The 22455-nt window shown below is 73.0% G+C and carries 19 protein-coding genes and 1 tRNA gene; 11 read left to right on the plus strand and 9 right to left on the minus strand.

The genetic code is table 11. The features are described from left to right. The first annotated feature begins 35 nt into the window (after nt 1–35). Nucleotides 36–1739 (plus strand): bifunctional 3'-5' exonuclease/DNA polymerase, encoded by a 1704-nt coding sequence (locus ACIRSU_RS19815; RefSeq protein WP_403793799.1) that lies wholly within the window; start codon nt 36–38, stop codon nt 1737–1739. Between the two features lie 89 nt (nt 1740–1828). Here ACIRSU_RS19815 and ACIRSU_RS19820 read toward each other — a convergent pair whose 3' ends face one another. Beyond that, nucleotides 1829–3127 carry a hypothetical protein gene (locus tag ACIRSU_RS19820; RefSeq protein WP_403793801.1) on the minus strand — a complete coding sequence of 433 codons (1299 nt, stop codon included), beginning with the start codon at nt 3125–3127 and terminating at the stop codon, nt 1829–1831. Nucleotides 3128–3201: 74 nt separating this feature from the next. Beyond that, nucleotides 3202–3711 carry a SigE family RNA polymerase sigma factor gene (locus ACIRSU_RS19825; protein ID WP_403793803.1) on the minus strand — a complete coding sequence of 170 codons (510 nt, stop codon included), beginning with the start codon at nt 3709–3711 and terminating at the stop codon, nt 3202–3204. Nucleotides 3712–3901: 190 nt separating this feature from the next. Here ACIRSU_RS19825 and ACIRSU_RS19830 point away from each other — a divergent pair, with 190 nt between their 5' ends. Together ACIRSU_RS19830 and ACIRSU_RS19835 are read left to right on the plus strand one after the other, a co-directional pair. Further along, nucleotides 3902–4294, plus strand: coding sequence for a DUF6479 family protein (locus ACIRSU_RS19830; protein WP_403793804.1), 393 nt, complete (start codon nt 3902–3904; stop codon nt 4292–4294). An 18-nt stretch (nt 4295–4312) separates the two neighbouring features. Continuing rightward, nucleotides 4313–5092: an RNA polymerase subunit sigma-70 gene (locus ACIRSU_RS19835; protein ID WP_403793806.1), complete on the plus strand. Its 780-nt coding sequence runs from the start codon at nt 4313–4315 to the stop codon at nt 5090–5092. A gap of 152 nt (nt 5093–5244) precedes the next feature. Here the strand turns inward: ACIRSU_RS19835 and ACIRSU_RS19840 are convergent, their stop codons facing one another. Continuing rightward, complete coding sequence (locus ACIRSU_RS19840; protein ID WP_403793808.1) at nt 5245–5922, minus strand: pyridoxamine 5'-phosphate oxidase family protein; 678 nt, start codon at nt 5920–5922, stop codon at nt 5245–5247. Nucleotides 5923–6091: 169 nt separating this feature from the next. On the opposite strand from ACIRSU_RS19840, the gene lepB reads away from it, so the two are divergent. After that, nucleotides 6092–6904: a signal peptidase I gene (gene lepB, locus ACIRSU_RS19845; protein WP_403794875.1), complete on the plus strand. Its 813-nt coding sequence runs from the start codon at nt 6092–6094 to the stop codon at nt 6902–6904. A gap of 43 nt (nt 6905–6947) precedes the next feature. Here lepB and ACIRSU_RS19850 read toward each other — a convergent pair whose 3' ends face one another. Next, nucleotides 6948–7880 carry an NADP-dependent oxidoreductase gene (locus tag ACIRSU_RS19850; protein ID WP_403793809.1) on the minus strand — a complete coding sequence of 311 codons (933 nt, stop codon included), beginning with the start codon at nt 7878–7880 and terminating at the stop codon, nt 6948–6950. A 140-nt stretch (nt 7881–8020) separates the two neighbouring features. Between ACIRSU_RS19850 and ACIRSU_RS19855 the strand changes: the two genes are divergently transcribed. From ACIRSU_RS19855 to ACIRSU_RS19885, 7 genes are read left to right on the plus strand one after another with little or no spacing between them, the layout of a single operon-like run. Continuing rightward, nucleotides 8021–9367 (plus strand): class I adenylate-forming enzyme family protein, encoded by a 1347-nt coding sequence (locus ACIRSU_RS19855; protein WP_403793811.1) that lies wholly within the window; start codon nt 8021–8023, stop codon nt 9365–9367. Then, nucleotides 9364–10089 (plus strand): SDR family NAD(P)-dependent oxidoreductase, encoded by a 726-nt coding sequence (locus ACIRSU_RS19860; protein ID WP_403793813.1) that lies wholly within the window; start codon nt 9364–9366, stop codon nt 10087–10089. The genes ACIRSU_RS19855 and ACIRSU_RS19860 overlap by 4 nt, the downstream gene beginning before the upstream one ends. Next, complete coding sequence (locus tag ACIRSU_RS19865) at nt 10083–10361, plus strand: acyl carrier protein (protein ID WP_403793815.1); 279 nt, start codon at nt 10083–10085, stop codon at nt 10359–10361. The genes ACIRSU_RS19860 and ACIRSU_RS19865 overlap by 7 nt, the downstream gene beginning before the upstream one ends. A 3-nt stretch (nt 10362–10364) precedes the next feature. Next, nucleotides 10365–11411 (plus strand): AvrD family protein, encoded by a 1047-nt coding sequence (locus tag ACIRSU_RS19870; RefSeq protein ID WP_403793817.1) that lies wholly within the window; start codon nt 10365–10367, stop codon nt 11409–11411. 1 nt (nt 11412) lies between these two features. Further along, nucleotides 11413–12111 carry an AAA family ATPase gene (locus tag ACIRSU_RS19875; RefSeq protein WP_403793819.1) on the plus strand — a complete coding sequence of 233 codons (699 nt, stop codon included), beginning with the start codon at nt 11413–11415 and terminating at the stop codon, nt 12109–12111. A 43-nt stretch (nt 12112–12154) separates the two neighbouring features. Further along, complete coding sequence (locus ACIRSU_RS19880) at nt 12155–13792, plus strand: vanadium-dependent haloperoxidase (RefSeq protein WP_403793821.1); 1638 nt, start codon at nt 12155–12157, stop codon at nt 13790–13792. A 39-nt stretch (nt 13793–13831) separates the two neighbouring features. Continuing rightward, entirely contained in the window at nt 13832–14818 is a 987-nt protein-coding gene (locus ACIRSU_RS19885; RefSeq protein WP_403793823.1) for an aldo/keto reductase, read from the plus strand. Between the two features lie 61 nt (nt 14819–14879). Here the strand turns inward: ACIRSU_RS19885 and ACIRSU_RS19890 are convergent, their stop codons facing one another. The 5 genes from ACIRSU_RS19890 to tmk all read right to left on the minus strand — a co-directional run bounded on the left by ACIRSU_RS19890 (nt 14880) and on the right by tmk (nt 22431). Beyond that, nucleotides 14880–15635, minus strand: a complete 756-nt coding sequence (locus tag ACIRSU_RS19890) for a helix-turn-helix transcriptional regulator (protein ID WP_403793825.1) — start codon at nt 15633–15635, stop codon at nt 14880–14882. Between the two features lie 517 nt (nt 15636–16152). Continuing rightward, nucleotides 16153–16226 (minus strand) — tRNA-Thr (locus ACIRSU_RS19895). Between the two features lie 107 nt (nt 16227–16333). Continuing rightward, the gene (locus ACIRSU_RS19900) at nt 16334–17872 is read right to left on the minus strand and encodes an alpha/beta hydrolase (RefSeq protein WP_403793826.1); all 1539 of its coding nucleotides are present in this window, start codon (nt 17870–17872) and stop codon (nt 16334–16336) included. Nucleotides 17873–17962: 90 nt separating this feature from the next. Further along, nucleotides 17963–19165 carry a DNA polymerase III subunit delta' gene (locus ACIRSU_RS19905; protein WP_403793828.1) on the minus strand — a complete coding sequence of 401 codons (1203 nt, stop codon included), beginning with the start codon at nt 19163–19165 and terminating at the stop codon, nt 17963–17965. A gap of 53 nt (nt 19166–19218) precedes the next feature. Beyond that, nucleotides 19219–22431: a dTMP kinase gene (gene tmk / locus ACIRSU_RS19910; protein WP_403793830.1), complete on the minus strand. Its 3213-nt coding sequence runs from the start codon at nt 22429–22431 to the stop codon at nt 19219–19221. Nucleotides 22432–22455: the final 24 nt, after the last annotated feature.

Here is a 22455-nt window from a genome sequence, read left to right on the forward strand (position 1 = left end):
GCCGATTGTCAGTGGCGGGTGCCAGACTCGCACCTGTGAACGAGAAGTGGGCAGTGGCGCCCGAGCCGGAGGGGGACGGGGCGCTGCTCGTGCCGCTCGGGGGCGACGGGCTGCCCGCCGGGGCGGTGCGGCGCGAGCCGGACCTGGTGGCGGCGGTGCGGGCGCGGCCCCAGGTCGGGCGCTGGGTGTGGCGGAGCACGGGGGAGGTGTATCCGCGGCTGCTCGCCGCGGGCGTGCGGGTCGAGCGGTGTTACGACATCGAGGACGCCGAGCAGCTGCTGCTCGGCCACGAGGGGCGGCTCGGCGAACCCCGCTCGGCCGCCGCCGCCTGGGCTCGGCTGCGGAACGCGCCGGTGCCGCCCGACCCGCCCCAGCGCCCCGCCGGCGGCCCGGCCGCGCAGGACTCGCTCTTCGAGCCGGCGGCGGCCGCCCCGCTGCCCTTCGAGGCGCTCCTGGAGGTGTACGCGGAGCAGCAGCGGCGCCATGACCGGACCGCCCATCCGGGCCGGATGCGGCTGCTCACGGCCGCCGAGTCGGCAGGCATGCTGGTCGCCGCCGAGATGTACCGCGCCGGGCTGCCCTGGCGGGCCGACGTGCACCGGGAGGTGCTGCACGGGCTGCTCGGCGAGCGGTACGCGGGCGGCGGCGAGCCGCGCCGGCTCGCGGAACTGGCGGACGAGGTGTCGGCCGCCTTCGGCCGCCGGGTCCGCCCCGACCTGCCGGCCGACGTCGTACGGGCCTTCGCGCAGGCGGGGATCCGGGTGCGGTCCACCCGGCGCTGGGAGATGGAGAAGGTCGACCATCCGGCGGTCGCCCCGCTCCTCGCGTACAAGAAGCTGTACCGGATCTGGACCGCGCACGGCTGGTCCTGGCTGGCCGAGTGGGTCCGGGACGGGCGCTTCCGGCCCGAGTACCTGCCGGGCGGCACGGTCAGCGGCCGCTGGACCACCAACGGCGGCGGCGCGCTGCAGATCCCCAAGGTCATCCGGCAGGCCGTGGTCGCCGACGAGGGCTGGCGGCTCGTCGTCGCGGACGCCGACCAGATGGAGCCGCGGGTGCTGGCCGCGATCTCCCGCGACCCGGGCCTGATGGAGGTCGCGGGGCACCCCGACGACCTCTACACCCGGCTGTCCGACCGTGCCTTCTCCGGCGACCGCGACCACGCCAAGCTGGCGCTGCTCGGCGCGATCTACGGGCAGACCAGCGGCGACGGCCTGAAGAACCTGGCCGCCCTGCGCCGCCGTTTCCCGCGCGCGGTGGCCTATGTGGACGACGCGGCCCGGGCCGGCGAGGAGGGCCGGCTCGTCCGCACCTGGCTCGGCCGCACCAGCCCGCGGGCGGCGGGCGCGGACGAGGACGGGGAGGCGGGCCTGCCGCAGGGCCGGGCAGACGGCGTCGAGGGCGCGGACGGGCCCGACGGATACGTCCCGGGGTACGCGTCGACCGACGCCCGCGCCCGCGGCCGCTTCACCCGTAACTTCGTCGTCCAGGGCAGCGCCGCCGACTGGGCCCTGCTGATGCTGGCGGCGCTGCGCCGCGCCACCGCCGGGATGCGGGCGGAGCTGGTCTTCTTCCAGCACGACGAGGTGATCGTGCACTGCCCGGCGGAGGAGGCCGGGGCGGTGACGGAGGCGATCCGGGCGGCGGGCGACGAGGCGGGCCGGATCGCGTTCGGACAGACGCCGGTGCGCTTCCCGTTCACGACGGCGACCGTGGAGCGGTACTCCGACGCGAAGTGACGCGAAGTGAGACGTGAGGGGGCGGCGCGGGTGTGGGCCCGGGCCTCCGCCGAGGCCCGGACCCACACGTTCAGCAGCCGCTTCGGGCGCTACTTCCTGACGAGCGCCCGCCACTTCGGGCTGAGCGCGATCGTCTTCAGCTGCTCCGTCGTCAGCGCCGGCTCGGCGCGCGTGGCGGCGTCGTGCTGGGTGCCGGAGTTGAAGGCCGAGATCACGACCCGGAAGCCGTCCTTGCCCATGGTGTCGGCGCTCCACCAGACGACGCCCTCGCCGCCCTTCTCACCGGGCCGCTTCGCCAGCTTCACGACCGTGCCGTCGGCCTCGGTCGTGACATCGCTGCCGGAGAAGAGGTCCCCGCGGACGTCGTTCATGCCGGGCTGGACGTTGATCTGGACGAGGCTGCGGCCCTTGCCGTCGTCGAGGACGACGTAGCCGCCCTGGCCACCCTTGTCGACGACCTTCAGGCCCTGCCCCTTGGGCAGCAGGGAGATCAGGGTCGCCTGGACCTGGGCGCCGCCCGGCTCGGTGATCGCGTCGCCGGAGGCCTGGCCGGGAGCGCGCTGCGGCTTCTTCGGCACCGGGAACTGCTTGAGCAGCGGGCGCCAGCCCTCGGCCGTGACCAGGGTCTTCAGCTGCGCGGCGTCGAACGGCGGGGTCTCGCGGCTGATCTCCGAGTCCTTCTCGGTCGGCGCGTTGTACTCGCTCGCGTCGACGACGAAGCCGTCCTTGGTGAGCAGCACCGCCCGCCAGTTCTTGGTGAGGACCCGCTTGTCCGGGTACTCGTAGCCCTGGAAGACCATCAGCCGGTCGCCGCCGGGCAGCCGTCGGCTGGTGCAGGCGTCGTACGGGACGTAGACCTTGTCCGGGCAGGTCACGAAGTCCGCGCCCGCCTCGCCGCCCGGGGCCACGCGGCCCAGGCTGACGGAGACGCCCGCCTTGCCCTTGCCGTCGTCGTAGACGCCGGTGACGAGGCCGGGGCCGGTGCCGCTCTCGTTGTCGATCGTCCACTGGCCGGCCGGGGCGTTGGCCTTGAGGACGGCGGCGAGCTCGGCGACCGGGATCTGCGGCATCTCGGGGACGGCTCCGCCCTTCTGGCCGCTGCCCTGTGCGCTGTCACCGGTGGCGGGCTTCGGGCCGGCCACCGAGACCTGCTCGATGCCGCCGGAGCCGCCGGAGCCGCCGAGGAGCGAGCCCCCGTACACCCCGCCCACGCCGATCGCGGCGAGCGCGAGCGCGCCGCCGGCCGTGGCGATGCGGCGGCGCACCACCCGGCGGCGGCCGCGGGCGAGGCCGCCGGCGGCGAGTTCGCGGCGGTCGTCGGCGACGAAGCCCTCGCCGGTGCGGCGCAGGACAGCGCCCAGTTCGTCCTCGAATCGTCCGTTCGTCACGTCGTGCTCCTCGTGCTGAGGCATGGCGGAATCACCGTTCCGGTCCGTGAGTGAAAAAAGAAGAGGTCAGGGGGTCAGCGGGCGGCGAGCTCGACCAGGCTGCCGCCGAGCCGCTCCCGCAGCTTCGCCAGGGCGCGCGAGGAGCGGGTGCGCACCGCCGCGGAGCTGACGTGCAGGGCGTGCGCCGTCTCCTCGATGCTGCGGTCCTCCCAGTAGCGGAGCACCACCACCGCCCGGTCCCTGGGCGCGAGCCCGGCGAGGGCGTCGAGCAGGGCGATCCGCAGGGCGGGGTCCTCACCGTTGTCGGGGGCCCGGTCGGGGAGCTCACCGAGGGGGCGCTCGGTGGCCGAGCGGCGCCTGCGGTGGCTCAGGAAGGTCCGTACGAGCACGGTCTGTGCGTAGCCGGCCGGGTTGCCGATCCGGTGGGCGCGCCCCCACAGCGCGTACATCCGGCCCAGCGTCTCCTGCGTCAGGTCCTCGGCGAGATGTGTGTCGCCACTGGTCAGCAGGCATGCCGAGCGGAAGAGATGCCCCGATCGTGCGGAGGCGAACTCCAGGAACCCGTCCGCGCGGGACTGTCTCATGTCCCTCCCCTCCGTCGCTGTCACGAGTTCGCTCGTGTGCGCTGGTTTCGCGCTCACACCTCACTGACGCGACGACCCCCGGGAAATGTTTCAGCGCGTTTCAGCGAATCCCGCGAGGTCCGACGAGATCCCGCGAGCGCAGCCGGATCGCGATTGTCCATACCGCCAGAAAAGGGGTATTCATGACCGTATGAACACTTTCCTCGTGGCATCCGCTCCGGTCACCACGGCGGCCGGTGTCTGGCAGTCCGGCCTCGCCCAGGTCCTGGGCGGTCTGATCGTGGTCGCCGTCCTCATCGGCGCTTTCGCGTACGGCATCAGGGTCAAGAACAAGGAGCTCCCGCCGCCTGACCCGGAGGCCCAGCCGCACCGGCCGGAGGACGCCGGGCTGCCCGGCGAGTCGTCCGAGTACCGCAAGCCCAAGGAGATGCCGCAGACCGACGGCGAGCACCGGCTCATGCCGTACCAGCTGAAGGACGGCGGCGAGACCCAGGCCGAGCCGCCCACCGAGGAGAAGCGCAAGTGGGGCGGCATCTCCAGCGGCGGCTTCGGCAGCGGCGGCCCGGGCCACGGCGACGACTGACCCGGGACGGGGACCACGGTGAACGCGCCGGACGCCGGCACGACCGCGCCCGCCGACGTACGGGCGGCCATGGCCGGCCGCCTCCTCGGCTCGCCCGGCGAGGCCCGGCAGGCGGTACGGATGGGGGCGACGCCCCAGGACGTCGCCCGGACCTGCCTGGACCTGCTGCGCTCGCGCGAGGCGCGGCGCCCGGTCCTCCGGGATCCGTGGGACCGCTCGCTGCCGCCGGGCGCCGAGCGGGACGCCCTCGACGTCCTCACGCCCTCCGAGCGGGTCGCCTTCGTCCTGCACGACGAGTTCTCGATCCCGTACGACGACATCGCCCCGGTCGTCGAGCGCGCGCCCGCCGCCACCCGCCGCCTCGCCGCCCGAGCCCGGCACCGCCTCGAGGGCACCGAGGAGATGCCCGCCCCGGACCCGGCGCGCCAGCGCGAGGTCGTCCTGGCCTTCCGCTCCGCGGCCCGCAGCGGCGACCACGCGGCCCTGCGCGCCCTCCTCGACCCGGACGTGGTGCTGCGCTCGGACGGCCCCGCCACGGCGCCCGCGCACGGGGCGCGGCCGGTGGCCCGGGCCCTCGCCGAGCGCGTACGGGCGACCCTGCCGGCCCTGGTGGACGGCGCGGCGGGCCTGCTGCGGGCGGCACCGGACGGACGCCCGGAGACGGCCTTCCGCTTCACCGTCCTGGACGACCGGATCACGGCCGTGGACGCCCTGTCGGACGAGGAGCACCTGGCCCGGCTGGAGCTCACCCCGATGGAGCAACATCCGGCGGACAAGGAGTCCGAGGACGCCGGCTAGGCAGGACGCCGGTGGAACCCGAGGACACCGGCCAGGCAGGACGCCGGCGAAGCCCGAGGACACCGGCCAGGCAGGACGCCGGCGAAGCCCGAGGACACCGGCCAGGCAGGACGCCGGCGAAGCCCGAGGACACCGGCCAAGGACGACGCAGGCTAGGCCCCGTAGACCGTCCCGGCCCGCTCGGCGATGTGCGCGGGCGGCTCGATGCCGGCCGGGAGCAGCGGGTCGGCCACGGGCTCGCCGAAGCGCGTGACCATCGGCAGCACCCCGGCCCACACCCCCAGCTCGGCGTCGGGCCCGTCCCCGTCGTCCGGGAAGCCGGTCGCGATCTTCACGGACGCCTCGGTCAGGTCGAGCGCCACGAGCGCCGTCGCCGCCAGCTCCTTGCGGCTGGGCTGCCGTACGTACTCCCACTGCCCCGGCGAGGACTGCTCGGTCAGCGCCCGCAGGCCGCGCAGCTTCTCCTCCGGGTCGGTGACGATCCGCGGCACGCCGTAGATCATCGCGCTGCGGTAGTTCACGCCGTGCTCGAACACCGACCGCGCGAGCACCAGTCCGTCGACGTGCGTCACGTTCACGCAGACCACGCCGTCGGGCGCCTGCACCAGGCTCCGGCTCGCGACCGAGCCGTGCACGTAGAACCGGTCCCCGTCGACCCCGTACACCGTCGGCACCACCATCGGCGCCCCGTCCACGACCACCCCGAGATGACAGAGGAACCCCGCCCCGAGCACCGCGTCCAGGTCCGCCCGCGCGTGGCTGCCCTTCTCCCGCATCCGCCGCAGCCGCGTCCGCTCGGTGACCTCGAACTCCCCGCCGTCCCCGCTCATGCCATTCCCCTCCGTGAGAAACAAAGACCGGGGCCCGCCGGGTCACTCGAACGTGGTGACAGTGGGCCCGTGGGCGCCCTCGACGGCATCATCCGGCATAAGGTCCCGTTTGACGGCAGGAGTTTTCGCCGCCGTCGACACGGGTTCGACGGAGTCAGGAGCGGTGGACGTGGGGGACGTGGTGATCGACGCGCGGTCCGAGCGGGAGCGCCCGGAGGGCGAGCCCGGCGAGGGAGCCGGCCAGGAGCCCGGCCCCGCGTCCGGCGGCGACGGGCCCGGAGCCCAGGAGAACGACAGGAAGAACGGGAAGAAGAAGCGCCCGCTGTGGCAGGAGCTGCCGGTCCTGGTCGCCCTCGCCCTGGCCCTGGCCTTCCTGATCAAGACCTTCCTGCTCCAGGCGTTCCTGATCCCCTCGGGCTCCATGCAGAACACCCTGCAGCAGGACGACCGCGTCCTCGTCGACAAGCTCACCCCGTGGTTCGGCTCCGAGCCCGAGCGGGGCGAGGTCGTCGTCTTCCGCGACCCGGCCGGCTGGCTCGCGGGCCGCCCGGTGGCGGAGCCCAACGCGGCCCAGAAGTTCCTCGGCTTCATCGGTCTGATGCCCGCGGCCGGCGAGCAGCACCTGATCAAGCGCGTCATCGGCGTCGCCGGCGACACCGTCGAGTGCGCCGGCTCCGGCCCGCTGAAGGTCAACGGCAAGCCGCTCGACGAGCCGTACGTGTTCCCCGGCAACACGCCGTGCAGCCCGGACGCCCCCGGCCAGTTCAAGGTCAAGGTGCCCAGCGGCGAGATCTGGGTGATGGGCGACCACCGCCAGTCCTCACTGGACTCCCGCTACCACCAGACCGACCCGCACGGCGGCATGGTGCCGGTCAGCGACGTCGTCGGCCGCGCCGTCGTCCTCGCCTGGCCGGTCGGCCACTGGGCCACCCTCCCGGTCCCGGACACCTTCGGCCAGCCGGGCATCGACCCGGCGCCGTAGCGTCGCCGGGCACTCGGGACGCCCGGGGACGCGCCCCGACCGGTCAGGGAACCAGCACCAACTTGCCCGTCACATGGCCCTCTTCGCCCAGTGCGTGCGCGCGGGCGGCCTCGGACAGCGGGATGACCTCCTGCACATGGGCGCGCAGCACTCCCTTGCCGGCCAGGTCGGCGATGGCCTTCATGCCCGTGTGGTCGTGCTCCACCAGCATCGCCGCGTAGCGGACGCCACGGCGGGCGGCCGCGTCGAGCTCGTCCTCAGTGGCGCCCGGCAGGAGCGCCACCAGGGTGCCGCCACGGCGCAGCACGTCCACCGTGCGGATCCGGGTGTCGTCGATCAGCGGCACCAGCGCCGTGTCGACGTCCCGGACGGCGTCGCGGAAGTCCCCGGCGCGGTAGTCGATCACGTCGTCCGCGCCGAGCGAGCGCACGAAGTCGTGCTTGGCGGCGCTGGCCGTACCGGTGACGCGGGCGCCGAGGTGCTTGGCCAGCTGCACGGCGAGGTGACCGACGCCGCCGGCGGCGGCGTGGACCAGCACGTGCTGTCCGGGCTGGACGTCGGCGGTGTCCACCAGGGCCTGGTAGGCCGTGAGGGCGGCCAGCGGCAGCGCGGCCGCCTGGATGTGGTCGATCCCGTCCGGCTTGCGGGCGAAGGCGCGGGCCGGGCCGACGGCGTACTCGGCGTGCGAGCCCACCCCGTGCGGGTACGGCAGCATGCCGAACACCTCGTCGCCGGGCTGGAAGAGGGCCACTCCGAAGCCCACCTCCTCCACCGTGCCGGAGAGGTCCCAGCCGAGCACCCGCGGGGGCTGCTCGAACCAGCCCTTCCGGGCCCGGCCCTTCCAGTCGGTGGGGTTGATGCCCGCGGCCCGGACGCGTACGAGGACCTGACCGGGCCCCGGCTTCGGCACCGGCAGTTCGATCTCCTTGAGAACCTCAGGGCCTCCGTAGACGTTCTGCTGGCTGATCGCACGCATGGCGGCGCTCCTGATCGAGAAGTGTCGTAAGGGAACAGTCGGTTCAACCTAGGTCCTGGACGGAGCCACTGGCTGGTGGCCGTAACACCAGGACCAGCGGCCACCTTTCTCTCTGTTCTGGGTGGCTTCACGATCAAGGCATGATCCAGTCACTGACAGAGGCGCTGCGGTCGCACGGCGACCGAGAGGCGATCATCTTCCATGGTCAGACCACGAGTTACCGGTCCCTTCTGACCGCCGTCGAGCAGTGGCGAGCCCGGCTCGACGAGCACGGCGTCCGTGCCGGGCAGGTCGTCGCGCTGGAGTCGGCGTACTCGCCGCAGGCCTGCGCCGCGCTCGTCGCCCTCATCGAGGCCGGCGCGATCATCGTCCCGCTGGTCACGCTGCCGGACGCCAAGCGCGCCGAGTTCCACGAGATCGCCGAAGTCGAGACGGTCATCGCCCTCGACGGGACCGACGCGGGCCTGAGCATCACCGCGACCGGACGCTCGGCGAGCCACGAGCTGTTCGCCGCGCTGCGCCGCGAGGAGCGGCCCGGCCTCGTCCTCTTCAGCTCGGGCACCACGGGGCGCAGCAAGGCATCGGTCCTGGACTTCACCAAGGTCCTCGCCCGCTACCAGGGCGGACGCTCCGCGCGCACGCTCTCCTTCCTCAACCTCGACCACATCGGCGGCATCAACACCCTGCTGCACACCCTGGTGCACGGAGGTGCGGTCGTCACCGTCGCCGAGCGCACCCCGGACAGCGTCTTCGCGGCGATCGAGGCGCACCGCGTGGAGGTGCTGCCCACCACGCCGACCTTCCTCACCATGGCCCTGGTCTCCGGAGCCGTCCGGCGGCACGACGCCTCCTCGCTGCGCCTGGTCTCGTACGGGACCGAGCCGATGCCCGAGCAGACGCTGCGCGCCTTCCACGACGCTCTGCCCGACGTCCGCCTGAAGCAGACCTACGGCCTGTCCGAGCTGGGCATCCTGCCGACCAAGTCGAAGGACGACTCCTCGCTGTGGGTCAAGCTCGGCAGCGGCAGCGGCTTCGACTACAAGATCGTCGACGACGTGCTGTGGGTCCGCTCCGAGATGGCCATGCTCGGCTACCTCAACGCCCCCGCCCCCTTCGACGAGGAGGGCTACTTCAACACCCAGGACGTGGTGGTGTGCGAGGGCGAGTACCTGAAGATCCTCGGCCGCCGCTCGGAGATCATCAACGTGGGCGGCGAGAAGGTCTACCCGGCCGAGGTCGAGAACGCCGTGCTCGAGGTGGACAACATCGCGGACGTCACCGTCTCCGGCCGGCGCAACGCGGTGACCGGCATGATCGTCCAGGCCACGGTCAAGCTCGTGCGCCCGGAGGACGAGGAGACCGTCGCGGCCCGCGTGCAGGAGCACTGCGCCGCCCGTCTGGAGGCCTACAAGGTGCCTCTCGTCGTCCGTGTCTCCGAGGCCGAGCAGCACTCGGACCGCTTCAAGAAGACCAGGAGCGCGGCATGAGCGGCGTGGCGCTGGTCAGCGGCGGCAGCCGCGGCCTCGGCCGGACCCTGGTCACCCGGCTGCTCGCGGAGGGCTGGAAGGTCGCCACCTTCAGCCGGAGCGCGGGCGAGTTCGTCGAGGACACCCTGAAGGCCGAGCCCGACCGGTTCTTCTGGACCGAGGCCGACCTGCAGCAGCCCGACACCGTGCGGGCGGCCGCCAAGGCCGCGATCCGGCACTTCGGCCAGGTCGACCTGCTGGTGAACAACGCGGGCGTGCTCGACCAGGGCCTGTTCGTGACGATGCCGCCACGGCAGGTCGAAGCCCTCATCACCGCCAACCTGACCTCGCCCGTGGCCCTGGCCCAGACGGTCGCCCGGTCCATGGTGGCCTCGGGCGGCGGCCAGATCATCAACGTCTCGTCGGTCAACGCCGTCCGCGGCTACCGCGGCGTGGCCGCCTACAGCGCCGCGAAGGCGGGCCTGGACGGCCTGACCCACAGCCTCGCCCGCGAGCTGGGCCCCGCCGGCATCCGGGTCAACACGGTCGTGCCGGGCTTCTTCGACTCGGACATGACCGAGGTGGTCACCCCGGAGTACCGCGAGCGCATCCAGCGCCGCACCCCGCTCGGCCGTCTCGGCGACCGTGAGGAGATCGCCGACGCCGTGCTCTTTCTCGCCTCGCCGCAGGCCGGTTTCGTCACCGGCCAGCGGCTCGTCATCGATGGAGGAATCACATGCTGACCCTTGACGTACAGAACGTGGTCGTCGGCGAGATCACCGCGGTCCTGGACGAGGACGTCGCCGACGACCTCGGCGACGTCACCGCCGAGACCGAGCTGAGCGCCCTCGGCCTCAACTCGCTCGCCTTCGCCCGGCTCATCATCCGCCTGGAGAGCAAGGTCGGCGTCGACCCCTTCGGCGACGGCGAGGGCGAGGGCTTCGTGACCCTGCGCACCGTCGGCGCCCTGGTCCAGGCGTACGAGCAGGCGCTGAGAGCCCGCAAGGAGGCCTGAGTCATGTCCACCCCGACCCTGCTGCGCCTGCCCTCCGTCGAGGACTACCTCGGCCCCTCCGAGACCCGCTTCTTCTCGGCCGGCTACCGACGGGCCGAATACGCCGTCGACGGCGTCCGCGTCACCACCGGCGACCGGCCCGGAGTCAGCGCCGTCGTCTCGCTCTCCTACCCGCGTGACTGGTCGAAGAAGAAGGCGTCGACCGACCTCTTCCCGCACGTCAGCACCGTCGACATGCTGGTGCTCGGACTCCAGCTGTGCGAGGCGTACCTGGTCCACGCCCACCGGCTCGACGCCGGGCAGCGGCGCCGGGCCCGGGTCCGGAAGATCACCCTGAAGGCGGGCACCACCCCGCAGGAGGACCTGACCGGCCTGTCCGCGGGAGCCGAGCTCCGCCGCACCCGCAAGGACCCCGCCGCCGAGGGCGGCCACGTGTCGACCTTCACCGCGCACGTGGGCGTGATGACGGCCCGGTACGAGATCGAGCACGCGTCGCCCGTCCAGGTCTCCGAGGACGGCGAGTACGCCTCGCTCGACGCGATCCTCGGCTCGTCCGCCCGCCGCTACTACGGCGAGGGCTTCAAGCTGCGCGAGCACACGATCGAGGACGTCCGGGCCGACGTGGAGGCCTCCACCGCCACCGCGACCGTCACCACACGGAGCCTGCCGGGCTACGAGGCCGTCGTCGACGGCCTGGACGGCGACCTGCTGGCGGCCGGCCTCTCGCCCATCGACTGCTTCGTCACGAACCTGCAGCTCATCCAGGTGCTCCTGTACGAGCTCGACGGAATCAGCCGCAGCGACAGCAACACCCTGTGGATGCAGCAGACGGTCCTGACCGCCGTCGGACCCGACCGTCTCGCGGCCGAGCCCACGACCGCCCACGCCGCCTTCACCGAGAAGTGGCTCGTGCCGCTGCGCGGCGGACTGTGGCGCGACGTCACGGTCAGCTCGCTCCTGGGCGGCTACGAGATGCAGTGCTCCTTCGCCCATGAACTCCCGTCGAATGCCGCCGCGTTCGCTGCCGACCAGCCCACCCTGAAGGCCTGACATGAAGATCTCCGTTTCCGGCACCTACTCGGCTGGCAAGACCTCCACGGTCATGGCCCTCTCGCACTACCTGGGTGTGCCGCGCACCCTCGCCAGGACGATCCGCGAGATCCTGCCGGAGGCCGTACCCGGCAAGGCGCTCGCCGAGGTCACCCCGGCCGAGTTCCTGCACCTGATGCTGCGCCGCCACTGCGGCCGGGCGGTCGAGGAGGCCAAGCTCGGCGACACGTTCCTGTCCGACGGCTCCTCCCTCCAGGAGTGGCTCTACGGTGCCGCCCGCGTGGCCCACGGCATGAACCCCAGCGCCACCGCCGCCAACGAGGGCGGCCTGGCCCCCGAGACCACCGACGAGATGCGCTTCTTCGGCGAGGTCGTCGAGGAGTACGGCAAGGCGTTCCGCGCGCACGTGCGCCAGACCTACGACGTGTTCATCCACCTCGAGCACGAGCTGGAGATCACCTCGGACGGTCACCGCCCCATGAACAAGGGCTTCCGCGACACGATCGACCGGATGCTCCTGGAGACCGTCGAGGACTTCGGGATCCCCCTGTACCGGGTCAGCGGCACCATGCCCGAGCGCATGGAGAAGATCACCGCCGTCCTCGGCCTCACTCCCGTGATGAGCATCGAGCGCGCCCTCGAACTCGGCAAGCGCGACTACGACGCCCAGGACTTCCGCCTCGAGACCGAGCGGGCCTGAAGCGCCCCAGACACGTACGCACACGTGAGAAACGGGAACACCGATGCACCGTAGAACCCTCCTCAGGTCCACCGCGGCCCTGTCCGCCGCCCTCGGCCTCACGGCGGCGGAGGCGGGCCTCTCCTCCCCCTCGTACGCGGCCGAGGAAGCCGTCGCCGACAAGGCGCAGCTGAGCGAGCGGACGCGGATCGGCCGTACGCTGCGCCGGCAGGCAGCCGAGCGGGACTATCCGACGACGCTGCCGGACCACCCGGTGAACGGCGACGAGTCGTCCCTGCCCGGCCGGATCGGCAACTACTCGAAGGGGCTGCCGCACAACGACATCGGTGAGGTCGACGTCCCGGCCTACGCCCTGATGCTCAAGGCCCTCACGAGCGGCAACCCCGCCGACTTCGACGCGATCCCCATGGCGGGCGAGCGCAAGCAGCTCGGCCCGCAGGGCGGTCTCGCGTACGACCTCGCCGGGCCCGACTACGCCAAGCTGGTCGTCCCGCCCGCGCCCCGGGTGAACAGCGCCCACGCCGCTGCCGAGATGGCCGAGCTGTACTGGCTGGCGCTGCTGCGCGACGTGCGGTTCACCGACTTCGAGGACTCGGCGCTGGCCGCCGCCGCGGCCGCCGACCTGTCGACGTACTCCGACAGCCGGATGCCCAAGCAGGACGGCAAGGTCACCCCGCACTCGCTCTTCCGCGGGAACACCCCGGCCGACCTGACCGGACCGTTCGTCTCGCAGTTCCTGCTCCAGACCGTCCAGTACGGCACCCTGCGCGTGCCGCAGCTGCACGACACCGTCCAGCCGGGCGTGGACTACGGCACCGAGTTCGGGGAGTGGCTCGCGCTCCAGCGCGGCGCCGCGCGCGCCACCCAGCGGGACTTCGTCCGCACCCGCTATGTGCAGACCCCGCGCGACATGGCGCACTACACGCACTTCGACGTCCTCTACCAGGCGTACCTCAACGCCGCGCTGATCATGCTGGCGCTGCCGCAGGCGAAGGCCCAGGACCCGGGCAACCCCTATCTGGCATCCAAGAACCAGATGGGCTTCCCCACCTTCGGCACGCCGCACCTGGTCTCGCTCCTCGCCGAGGTCGCCGTCCGGGCCATCAAGCACACCGAGTACCAGCAGTTCTACGTCCACCGGCGGCTCCGCCCCGAGGCGTTCGGCGGACGCATCGAGGTGCACCTGCGGCGCAACCCGGGACGCTACGAGGGACTGCTCCCCGAGGAGATCCTGAAGTCCGAGGCGCTGGACCGGACCCTGGCCAAGCACGGTTCGTACCTGCTGCCCCAGTCCTTCCCCGAGGGCTCGCCGATGAGCCCGTCGTACCAGAGCGGCCACGGCACCGTCGCCGGCGCGTGCACGACCGTGCTCAAGGCGTGGTTCAACGAGTCGTACGTGCTGACCGACCCGGTCGTGCCGAGCGCGGACGGCACGTCCCTCGTGCCGTACACCGGCGCCGACAAGGACTCCCTGACCATCGGCGGCGAGCTCAACAAGCTGGCGGCCAACATCGGTTCGGGCCGTGCCTCCGCGGGCGTCCACTACCGCAGCGACAACACCGAGGCGTTCCGGCTGGGCGAGACGATCGCCCTTGAGGTGATGCGCGCCCAGAAGCCGCTGTTCAACGAGGGCGGCAGCCTCTCCTTCACCCGATTCGACGGCACCCCCGTCACCATCTGATCCCCCCACACGCACACACAGCAGGAAGCAGGGAAGACAATGCGCAGGACGCAGCTCGGAAGCCAGGGCCTGAACGTCTCGGCGGTCGGCCTCGGTTGCATGGGCATGACCTTCGGGTACGGCTCCGTCGAGGAGTCGCGCTCGATCGCCACCATCGAGCGGGCCCTCGACCTCGGGGTCGACTTCCTCGACTCCTCGGACCACTACGGCCCGGAGACCAACGAGACGCTGATCGGGCGGGCGATCGCCGGCCGCCGCGACAAGTTCGTCGTGGCCACCAAGTTCGGCACGTACTCCCGCGAGACCCCGCCGCGGATCCCGGACGGCCGCCCCGAGACCGTGCGCTGGGCCGTCGAGGGCTCGCTGAAGCGGCTCGGCACCGACTACATCGACCTCTACTACCAGCACCGCGTCGACCCGAACGTCCCGGTCGAGGAGACCGTCGGGGCGATGGCCGAGCTGGTGGCCGAGGGCAAGGTACGCTACCTCGGCCTGTGCGAGGCCTCGGCGGCGACGATCCGGCGCGCCCACGCGGTGCACCCGATCACCGCGGTGCAGTCCGAGTACTCGCTGTGGACGCGGGACGCCGAGGAGGACGGGGTCCTGGCGACCCTCGCGGAGCTGGGCATCGGCTTCGTGCCGTACTCCCCGCTCGGCCGCGGCTTCCTCACGGGCGCCATCTCCTCGGTCGACAGCCTGGCCGACAACGACTTCCGGCGCATCGCCCCGCGCTTCCAGGGCGACAACCTCGCGGCCAACCGCAAGCTGCTCGGCCGGCTCCAGGAGATCGCCACCGAGCGGGGCGTGACGGCCGCTCAGGTCGCGCTGGCCTGGGTGCTGCGCGCCGGCGAGTCGGTCGTGCCGATCCCCGGCACCACCCGCCCGGAGCGCGTCGACGAGAACACGGCGGCGCTGGACATCGCCCTGAGCGACGCGGAGGCCGAGGAGCTGTCCGCGGTCTTCGCCCCGGGAACCGCCGTCGGCGACCGCTACCCGGCCCCGATGATGGCCACGCTCAACGGCTGACACAGACGTGCCGGCGGTGTGCCCCTCTAGCCCAGGGGCACACCGCCGGCACTTGCGTTTATCAGGCGTTGACCGCCCGCTGGATGATCCCCTGGGTGTCCACGCCCGTCTCCCGCTCGGGCCGTGGCGTGTAGAGGACGATCAGCAGGTCGGGGAACTGGGGGATGCGCATGCGGGCGACATCGAAGTGCAGCTCTCCCAGCTCGGGATGGTCGAGGATCTTGAAGTTCACGCCCTCGGCCCGCACGTCGTGCCGCGACCACAGTTCGGCGAACTCCGGGCTCTTCTTCATGAGTTCGCCGACGACGATCTCGTATCCCAGGTCCTGCGGCCGGTTGATCATTCCGTACCGGTACTGCGCCGCGATCCACGGTGCCAGCTCGTTCCAGTTCACGATGCGCTCACGCAGCCGGGAACTGGTGAAGAAGGCCACCAGGGAGTTCCGGTAGGTCCTGCGGTACCCGAGGATGTCGTACGTCGCCTCGTTGGCGATGACCAGGTTCCAGTACGGGTCGACGACGAAGGCGGGGTACGGAGAGTTGTTCTCCACAAGGCGCGCCAGCATGACATCCAGTTCGAGCGGCTCGGAACCGAGGGCCACCGGCGGGTTCAGGCCGGCCAGCACATAGAGGTAACTGCGCTCCGCCTGTTCGAGGCGGAGCGCTCGTGCGATGGCGTCGAGCACCTGCGGGGACACCGAGATGTCCCGGCCCTGTTCGAGCCACTGGTACCAGGAGGCGCTGACCCCTGCCAGGAAGGCGACCTCCTCCCGCCTTAAGCCGGGCGTCCTCCGGCGCCCGTAGTTCGGGATCCCCACGTCCTCGGGCGTCAGCCGGCCACGCCGGTTGACCAGGAAGTCCCGCAGCTCCGTGCGTCGTCGGTCCTTCGCCGTGGAGCGCCGGCGCCCCGCCGGAGCGAGGTCGTCCGGTTCGGCCGGCGCCGCCGCGGTCTTCGGCGGCGGCGGTGCCTTCTGCGCCTTCTGCGCCTTAGCCGGCGGGCCCGACGGGGCCTTCGGCGACGGTCTGCTGATGGTGTACAGGATGTGCTCCCCTCCTGCCGCCCCCCGGCGGCCTGCTCATCGTGTGGCACGCACCTGGACGCACGGGAAACAGCAGGCACCCTCATCGGGAAGCTTGCCGCCCACCCGCGAGCGAGCCCGCGACGTCTCGATACGTTGCCAGTACACCCACGAGACTCTCCTGATCAGGTCGCTATGACCAGGAAACGTGGGCACTGTCCGGTGTTCTTTGACAACTCTTGGTCATATGCCAGGCGGAAGCTCCGCAAAAGGAAAAGACCCAGGACAGAAGTCGTCTGTCCTGGGTCTCCATTAGAGCCGCCTTCGGGATTCGAACCCGAGACCTACGCATTACGAGTGCGTTGCTCTGGCCAACTGAGCTAAGGCGGCGCGCCCTGCGTTCCCATGGTGGGTGCAGCAGCGTCGCCAAGTCTACACAGGTTCCGGGGGTGCTCCGACCACCCCCGGATCCGGCCCGCTCCGGGACGGCGAAGAGGCTATGAGCAGCGCTTCCCGTCGGCCGGCGGGGTGCCGTCGAGGAGGTAGGTGTTGACGGCGGTGTCGATGCAGTCGCTGCCGCGCCCGTACGCGGTGTGGCCGTCGCCCTCGTAGGTGAGGAGGGTGCCGGAGGAGAGCTGGTCGGCCAGCGAGCGGGCCCACTTGTAGGGGGTGGCGGGGTCGCGGGTGGTGCCGACGACGACGATGGGGGCGGCGCCCCCGGCGGTGATGCGGTGGGCGTGCCCGGTGGCCGGGGTGGGCCAGTAGGTGCAGTTGAGGGCGGCCCAGGCGAGGTTGCGGCCGAAGACGGAGGACGCCTTCTCGAAGGCCGGCACGTCCTTGACGACGGCCGCCGGGCCGCCGGGGAAGGCGGGCGGCAGGTCGAGGCAGTTCACGGCCGCGTTGGCGGACATCAGGTTGGCGTACGTGCCGTCCGGCTCGCGCTCGTAGTAGCTGTCGGCGAGGGCGAGCAGCGCGGAGCCCTCGCCGCCCATCGCCCGGGTGAGGGCCTCGCGCAGCTCGGGCCAGGCGGCCTCGTCGTACATCGCGGCGATCACCCCGGTGGTGGCCAGCGATTCGCCGAGCGGGCGGCTCTCGCCGGTCGGCACCGGCTTGGCGTCGGTGTCGCGGAAGAAGCGCCGGAGCGTGTCGAGGGCCGCCGCGGTGGAGGTGGTGCCGAGGGGACAGTCGGTCTTCTTCACGCAGTCGGCGGCGAAGGTGTTGATCGCGGTCTCGAAGCCGGCGGTCTGGTCCCGGTTGAGCTGCTCGGCGGTCAGCGACGGGTCCATGGCCCCGTCGAGGACGAACCGCCCGACCCGGGCGGGGAACAGCTCGGCGTAGGTGGCGCCGAGGAAGGTGCCGTACGAGGCGCCCACGTACGTCAGCTTCTGGTCGCCCAGGGCCGCCCGGACGATGTCCATGTCGCGGGCCGCCTCCACCGTGGACACGTGCGCGAGCACCTTGCCCGACTTCTGCCGGCAGGCCGCCGCGAACTCCTTGAAGGCGTCCGCGAGCGCCTGCTGCTCGGCCGCGTCGTCAGGCGTCTGGTCGACCTGCGTGTACGCGTCCATCCGCTTGCCGGTCAGGCACTCGACCGGTTCGCTGCGGGCCACGCCCCGCGGGTCCACGCCCACGATGTCGTACCGCGCCCGGACCGGGGCCGGGTACCCGATGCCCGCGTACCCCTGGACGTAGCCGACCGCGGAGCCGCCGGGGCCGCCCGGGTTGACCAGGAGGGAGCCGAGCCGCTTGCCGGGGCCGGTGGCCCGGACCCGGGAGACGGCGAGCTTGACCTCGGCGCCCTCGGGCCGGGCGTAGTCGAGCGGGGCACGGACGGTGCCGCACTGGAAGTTCGCGACGCCGCAGTCCCGCCAGGACACCTTCTGCGCGTAGTACTTCTCGAGCGCGGCCGGGCCGGACGCGCCCGACGGGCGCTTCGAGGGCGCGGCAGCGCCACTCCCGCCCGTACAGCCGGAAAGGACGAGGCCGGCGGCCGCGATGGCCGTGGCGGTGATGCGGAGCAGGCGCCTGGAGTCCATTCCCGGAGCGTATCCGCATGGGGACGGAACGTGTCCAATCGCCCTTGTGGACAACCGGCGCGTTGTGGACAACCGCAGAACGGCCGAGGGCTAGTCGCGCAGCGCCATCGTCATCGCCTCCACCGCGAGCAGCGGCGCCACGTTCCGGTCGAGGGCCTCGCGGCAGGCGAGGACCGCCTCGATGCGGCGCAGCGTGCGCTCCGGGGTGGTGTCGCCGGCGATCCGCTCCAGGGAGTCGCGTACGTCCTCGTTGGCCAGCGGCGTCGCGGCGCGCAGCTGGAGGGCGAGCACATCGCGGTAGAAGCCGGTGAGGTCGGTGAGCGCGAGGTCGAGGCTGTCGCGCTGGGTGCGGGTGCGGCGCCGCTTCTGGCGCTCCTCCAGCTCCTTCATCGCGCCGGCCGTGCCGCGCGGCATCCGGCCGCCCTGGGCCGCGCCGAGGGCCGCCTTCAGCTCCTCGGCCTCCTTGACGTCGACCTCCTCCGCGACCTGCTTGGCGTCCTCCGCTGCCGCGTCGATCAGCTCCTGGGCGGCCCGCAGGCCGCCGCCGACGTCGCCGACCCGCAGCGGCAGCTTGAGGACGACGGAGCGGCGGGCCCGCGCCCGCTCGTCGGTCGCGAGCCGCCGGGCGCGGTCGATGTGGCCCTGGGTGGCGCGGGCGGCGGAGTGCGCGAGCTCCGGCTCGATGCCGTCGCGGCGGATCAGCACGTCCGCCACGGCCGTCACCGACGGCGTGGTCAGGGTCAGGTGCCGGCAGCGGGATCGGATCGTGGGCAGCACGTCCTCCAGGGACGGCGCGCACAGCAGCCACACGGTGCGGGGCGCGGGCTCCTCGACGGCTTTCAGGAGCACGTTCGCCGCGCCCTCGGTGAGCCGGTCGGCGTCCTCCAGGACGATGACCTGCCAGCGGCCGACGGCGGGCGACAGCTGGGCGCGCCGCACCAGGTCGCGGGTGTCCTTCACACCGATGGAGAGCAGGTCCGTACGGACCACCTCGACGTCCGCGTGCGTGCCGATGAGGGCCGTGTGGCAGCCGTCGCAGAAGCCGCAGCCCGGCGCCCCGCCGAGCGCCCGGTCGGGGCTCACGCACTGCAGCGCCGCCGCGAACGCCCGTGCCGCCGTGTCCCGCCCGGCCCCGGGCGGCCCGGTGAACAGCCAGGCGTGCGTCATCTTCGACGCCTCCGGGGCGGGCTCGCCGGCGGCCTGCGCGGTCACGAGCGCGTCGGCGTCGCGCGCGGCGGCGGCCAGCTGCTCCTCGACCCGCGACTGACCCACGAGGTCGTCCCATACGGCCATGTCCGATGCCCCTCCTCAGGTACGCCTTCCATTGTGGGGCACCGCTGTGACACTCAGCGTCCGCGGCGCCGGCGGTCGTCCTCGTCGTCCTCGAACCCGCCCAGCAGCTCGTCCGCCAGCGTCGGCAGGTCGTCGAGCGGGGTCTCCTCCGCCCAGTCGGAGCGGCGGCGCGGCCGGCCCTGCTCGTCGAGCTGCGGCAGCTCGCGCGTGCGGTCGTTCGCCCCGGCGACCCCGGTGGACCCGGCGGCCCCGGCGGCCTCGTCGTCGCGGAAGAAGTCCTGCGGCACGCGGTCGGCGGGATCCGTCTCGCGTACGGAGGGCAGGACGGCCGTCTCGTCGACGGCCCCGGCGTCCCTGGCGTCCTTGGCGTCCTTGGCGTCGTTGGCGTCCTTGGCGGCCTTGATCCGCGGGATCACGGTCGTCTCGTCGTCGAGCCTGACGATCGGGGTGGGGACGGTGACCTCGTTCGGGGAGACCGTAGGAGCCTCGTCCGGCTTCACGACCGGCGTCGCCACCGTGATCTCGTTCGCCGACTCCTCGGCGCGCTTCTCCAGGCGCTTCGCCTCGGCCGCCTTGCGCTCGGCCTCCGCCTTCGCCGCTGCCGACGCCGCCGCCGCGGCCGCCGCAGCGGCCTTCTCCTCAGCCGCCTTCCGCGCAGCCTCCTCGGCCGCCTTCCGCGCGGCCTCCTCCGCGGCCTTCGCCGCCGCGGCCTCCGCGAGCTTGCGGGCCTCCTCGGCGCGCAGCAGCGCCTCCTCGGCCTTGCGCTGCTTCTCCCTGCGGCGTTCCTCGGCCTCGGCCCGCAGCCGGGCCTCCTCCTCGGCCTGCTTGCTGAGCCGTTCCTCCTCCTCGCGGCGGGCCTTCTCCTCGGCCTCGCGCCGCTTGCGCTCCTCCTCGGCGGCGATCCGGGCCTCCTCGGCGCGCCGCCGGGCCTCCTCCGCCTGCCGCTCGGCCTCGATGCGCCGGGCCTCTTCCTCCTCGGCCTTGCGCCGCGCCTCCTCCTCGGCACGCAGCTTGGCGAGCTGCTCCTGGCGCTCGCGCTCCAGGCGCTCCTCCTCGGCCTTGCGGGCGGCCTCTTCCTCGGCCTTCCGCCGGGCCTCCTCCTCGGCCTTGCGGCGGGCCTCCTCCTGGGCCTTCACCTCGGCCTCGGAGAGCGGCAGCATCCGGTCGAGCCGGTGGCGTACGACGGTGGTGACGGCCGCCGGCTCCTGGCCCGCGTCGACGACCAGGTAGCGGCCCGGGTCGGCGGCGGCGAGGGCGAGGAAACCGGCCCGCACGCGCGCGTGGAACTCCGGCGGCTCGGACTCCAGCCGGTCCGGGGCCTCGGTGAAGCGCTCGCGCGCGGTCTCCGGGGAGACGTCGAGGAGCACGGTCAGGTTCGGCACGAGCCCGCCGGTCGCCCAGCGGTTGATGCGGCTGATCTCGGTCGCGGACAGGTCGCGGCCGGCGCCCTGGTAGGCGACGGACGAGTCGATGTAGCGGTCGGAGATCACCACGGCGCCCCGCTCCAGGGCGGGCCGGACGAGGGAGTCGACGTGCTCGGCGCGGTCGGCCGCGTACAGCAGCGCCTCGGCGCGGTTGGACAGGCCGGCGCTGGACACGTCGAGCAGGATCATGCGGAGCCGCTTGCCGATCGGGGTGGCGCCGGGCTCGCGGGTCACGACGACCTCGTGGCCCTTGGCGCGGATCCACTCGGCGAGCGCCTCGACCTGGGTGGACTTGCCGGCGCCGTCGCCGCCCTCCAGGGCGATGAAGAAGCCGGTCGGCGAGGGCGCCTGGACCGGGTCGGCGCCGCGCAGCGCGTCGCGCAGGTCGCGGCGGAGCGGCACGCCCGCGCGGTCGTCGGTCCTGGCGAGGACGAGCGCGGCGACGGGCAGCAGCAGCGCGCCGACCAGCATCAGCGTGAAGGCGGCGCCGCCGTGGGCGAAGACGAAGCTGCCGGAGGCGAGCCGGTGCGGGCCGATCGCGGCGGCGAGCAGCGGCGCGGCGAGCGCGCCGACGCCCATGCCGACGCGGGCGACGGCCTGGAGGTGCTCGGTGACCCGGGCCCGGCGGGCCTCCTCGGTCTCCTGGTCGACGAGGCTGTGCCCGGTGCGGGCGGCGACCCCGGCCGCGTAACCGGCGAGCGTGGCGATCATCAGCACGGTCGCGGTGTCCGGCACCAGGCCCATCGCGAGCAGCGCGATGCCGGTGACGGCGAGCGCGAGGGCGAGCAGCCGGCGCCGGGAGAGCACGGTGAGGACGGATCCGGCGGTGCGGATGCCGACGCCGGTGCCGCCGCTGAGCGCGAGGATCAGCAGGGCGTACGTGACGGGCCCGCCGCCCAGGTCGTACGCGTGCAGGACGGCGACGGCCGCGGCGGCGGCGATGGCGCCGGCGACGGTGGCGCAGGCCAGGACGAGCAGCCCGAGCGCGCCGGTGCGCCCCTTCTCGGGGCCCTGGTCGCCGTACGTGGGGCGGCGCAGGCCCTCAAGGGGAGAGCGGGGCCGCGGCGTCTGGTCGCCGGGCAGCGTGACGAACCACAGGACGGAGACGGAGGCCGCGAAGAGTCCGGCGGCGACGTACGAGCCGAGGGCGGCCTGGTGCTGCGAGAACCAGTCGATGCCGGCGCCGAGCAGGTTGCCGACGAGCGTCGCGAGCAGCAGCGCGGCCGCCGCGGCGGGCACGGCCAGGAAGCCGGTGCGCAGGCTGAGGGTGCGCAGCGCGCCCAGGTGGTCGGGCAGCGGCCGGACGGCGGCGCCCTCGATCGGCGGGGCGGGCAGCAGCGCGGGCGCCGCGCCCTCCTTCGCGATGGTCCACACGCGTTCGGCGGCGCCGCTGACGAAGACGGTGCCGAGCAGGAACCACAGCGCCTTGCCGGGGGTCCACTCGATCCACAGGGGGGCGACGACGAGCAGCGCGAGCCGCAGCGCGTCGGCGCCGATCATCGTCCAGCGGCGGTCGAGCGGGCCGCCGGGCGCGGTGAGCGTGGTGAGCGGGCCGAGCAGCGCGGCGCCGAAGAGGACGGCGGCGAGCATCCGGGCGCCGATGACGGCGGCGACGGCGAGCGCGGCGCCGCGGTAGCCGCCGCCCAGCATGTGCTGGGTGACGGCCGCCTGGAAGCCGAGCAGGATCAGGACGAGGACGGCGAGGGCGTCGCCGGTGCCGCCGACGAACTGGGCGCTCCACAGCCTCCGCAGGGGCTGATGGCGCAAGAGGGCCCGTACGGCACGCTCCCTGGAATCCGCGACGAGTGCGGCGTCGGTGGATGGCTGCTCTGCTCGCGTCATCCGTCCACCCTATCCGGACGGCCT

The sequence above is a fragment of the Streptomyces sp. NPDC101160 genome (genome assembly GCF_044768205.1).
GTDB lineage: Bacteria > Actinomycetota > Actinomycetes > Streptomycetales > Streptomycetaceae > Streptomyces.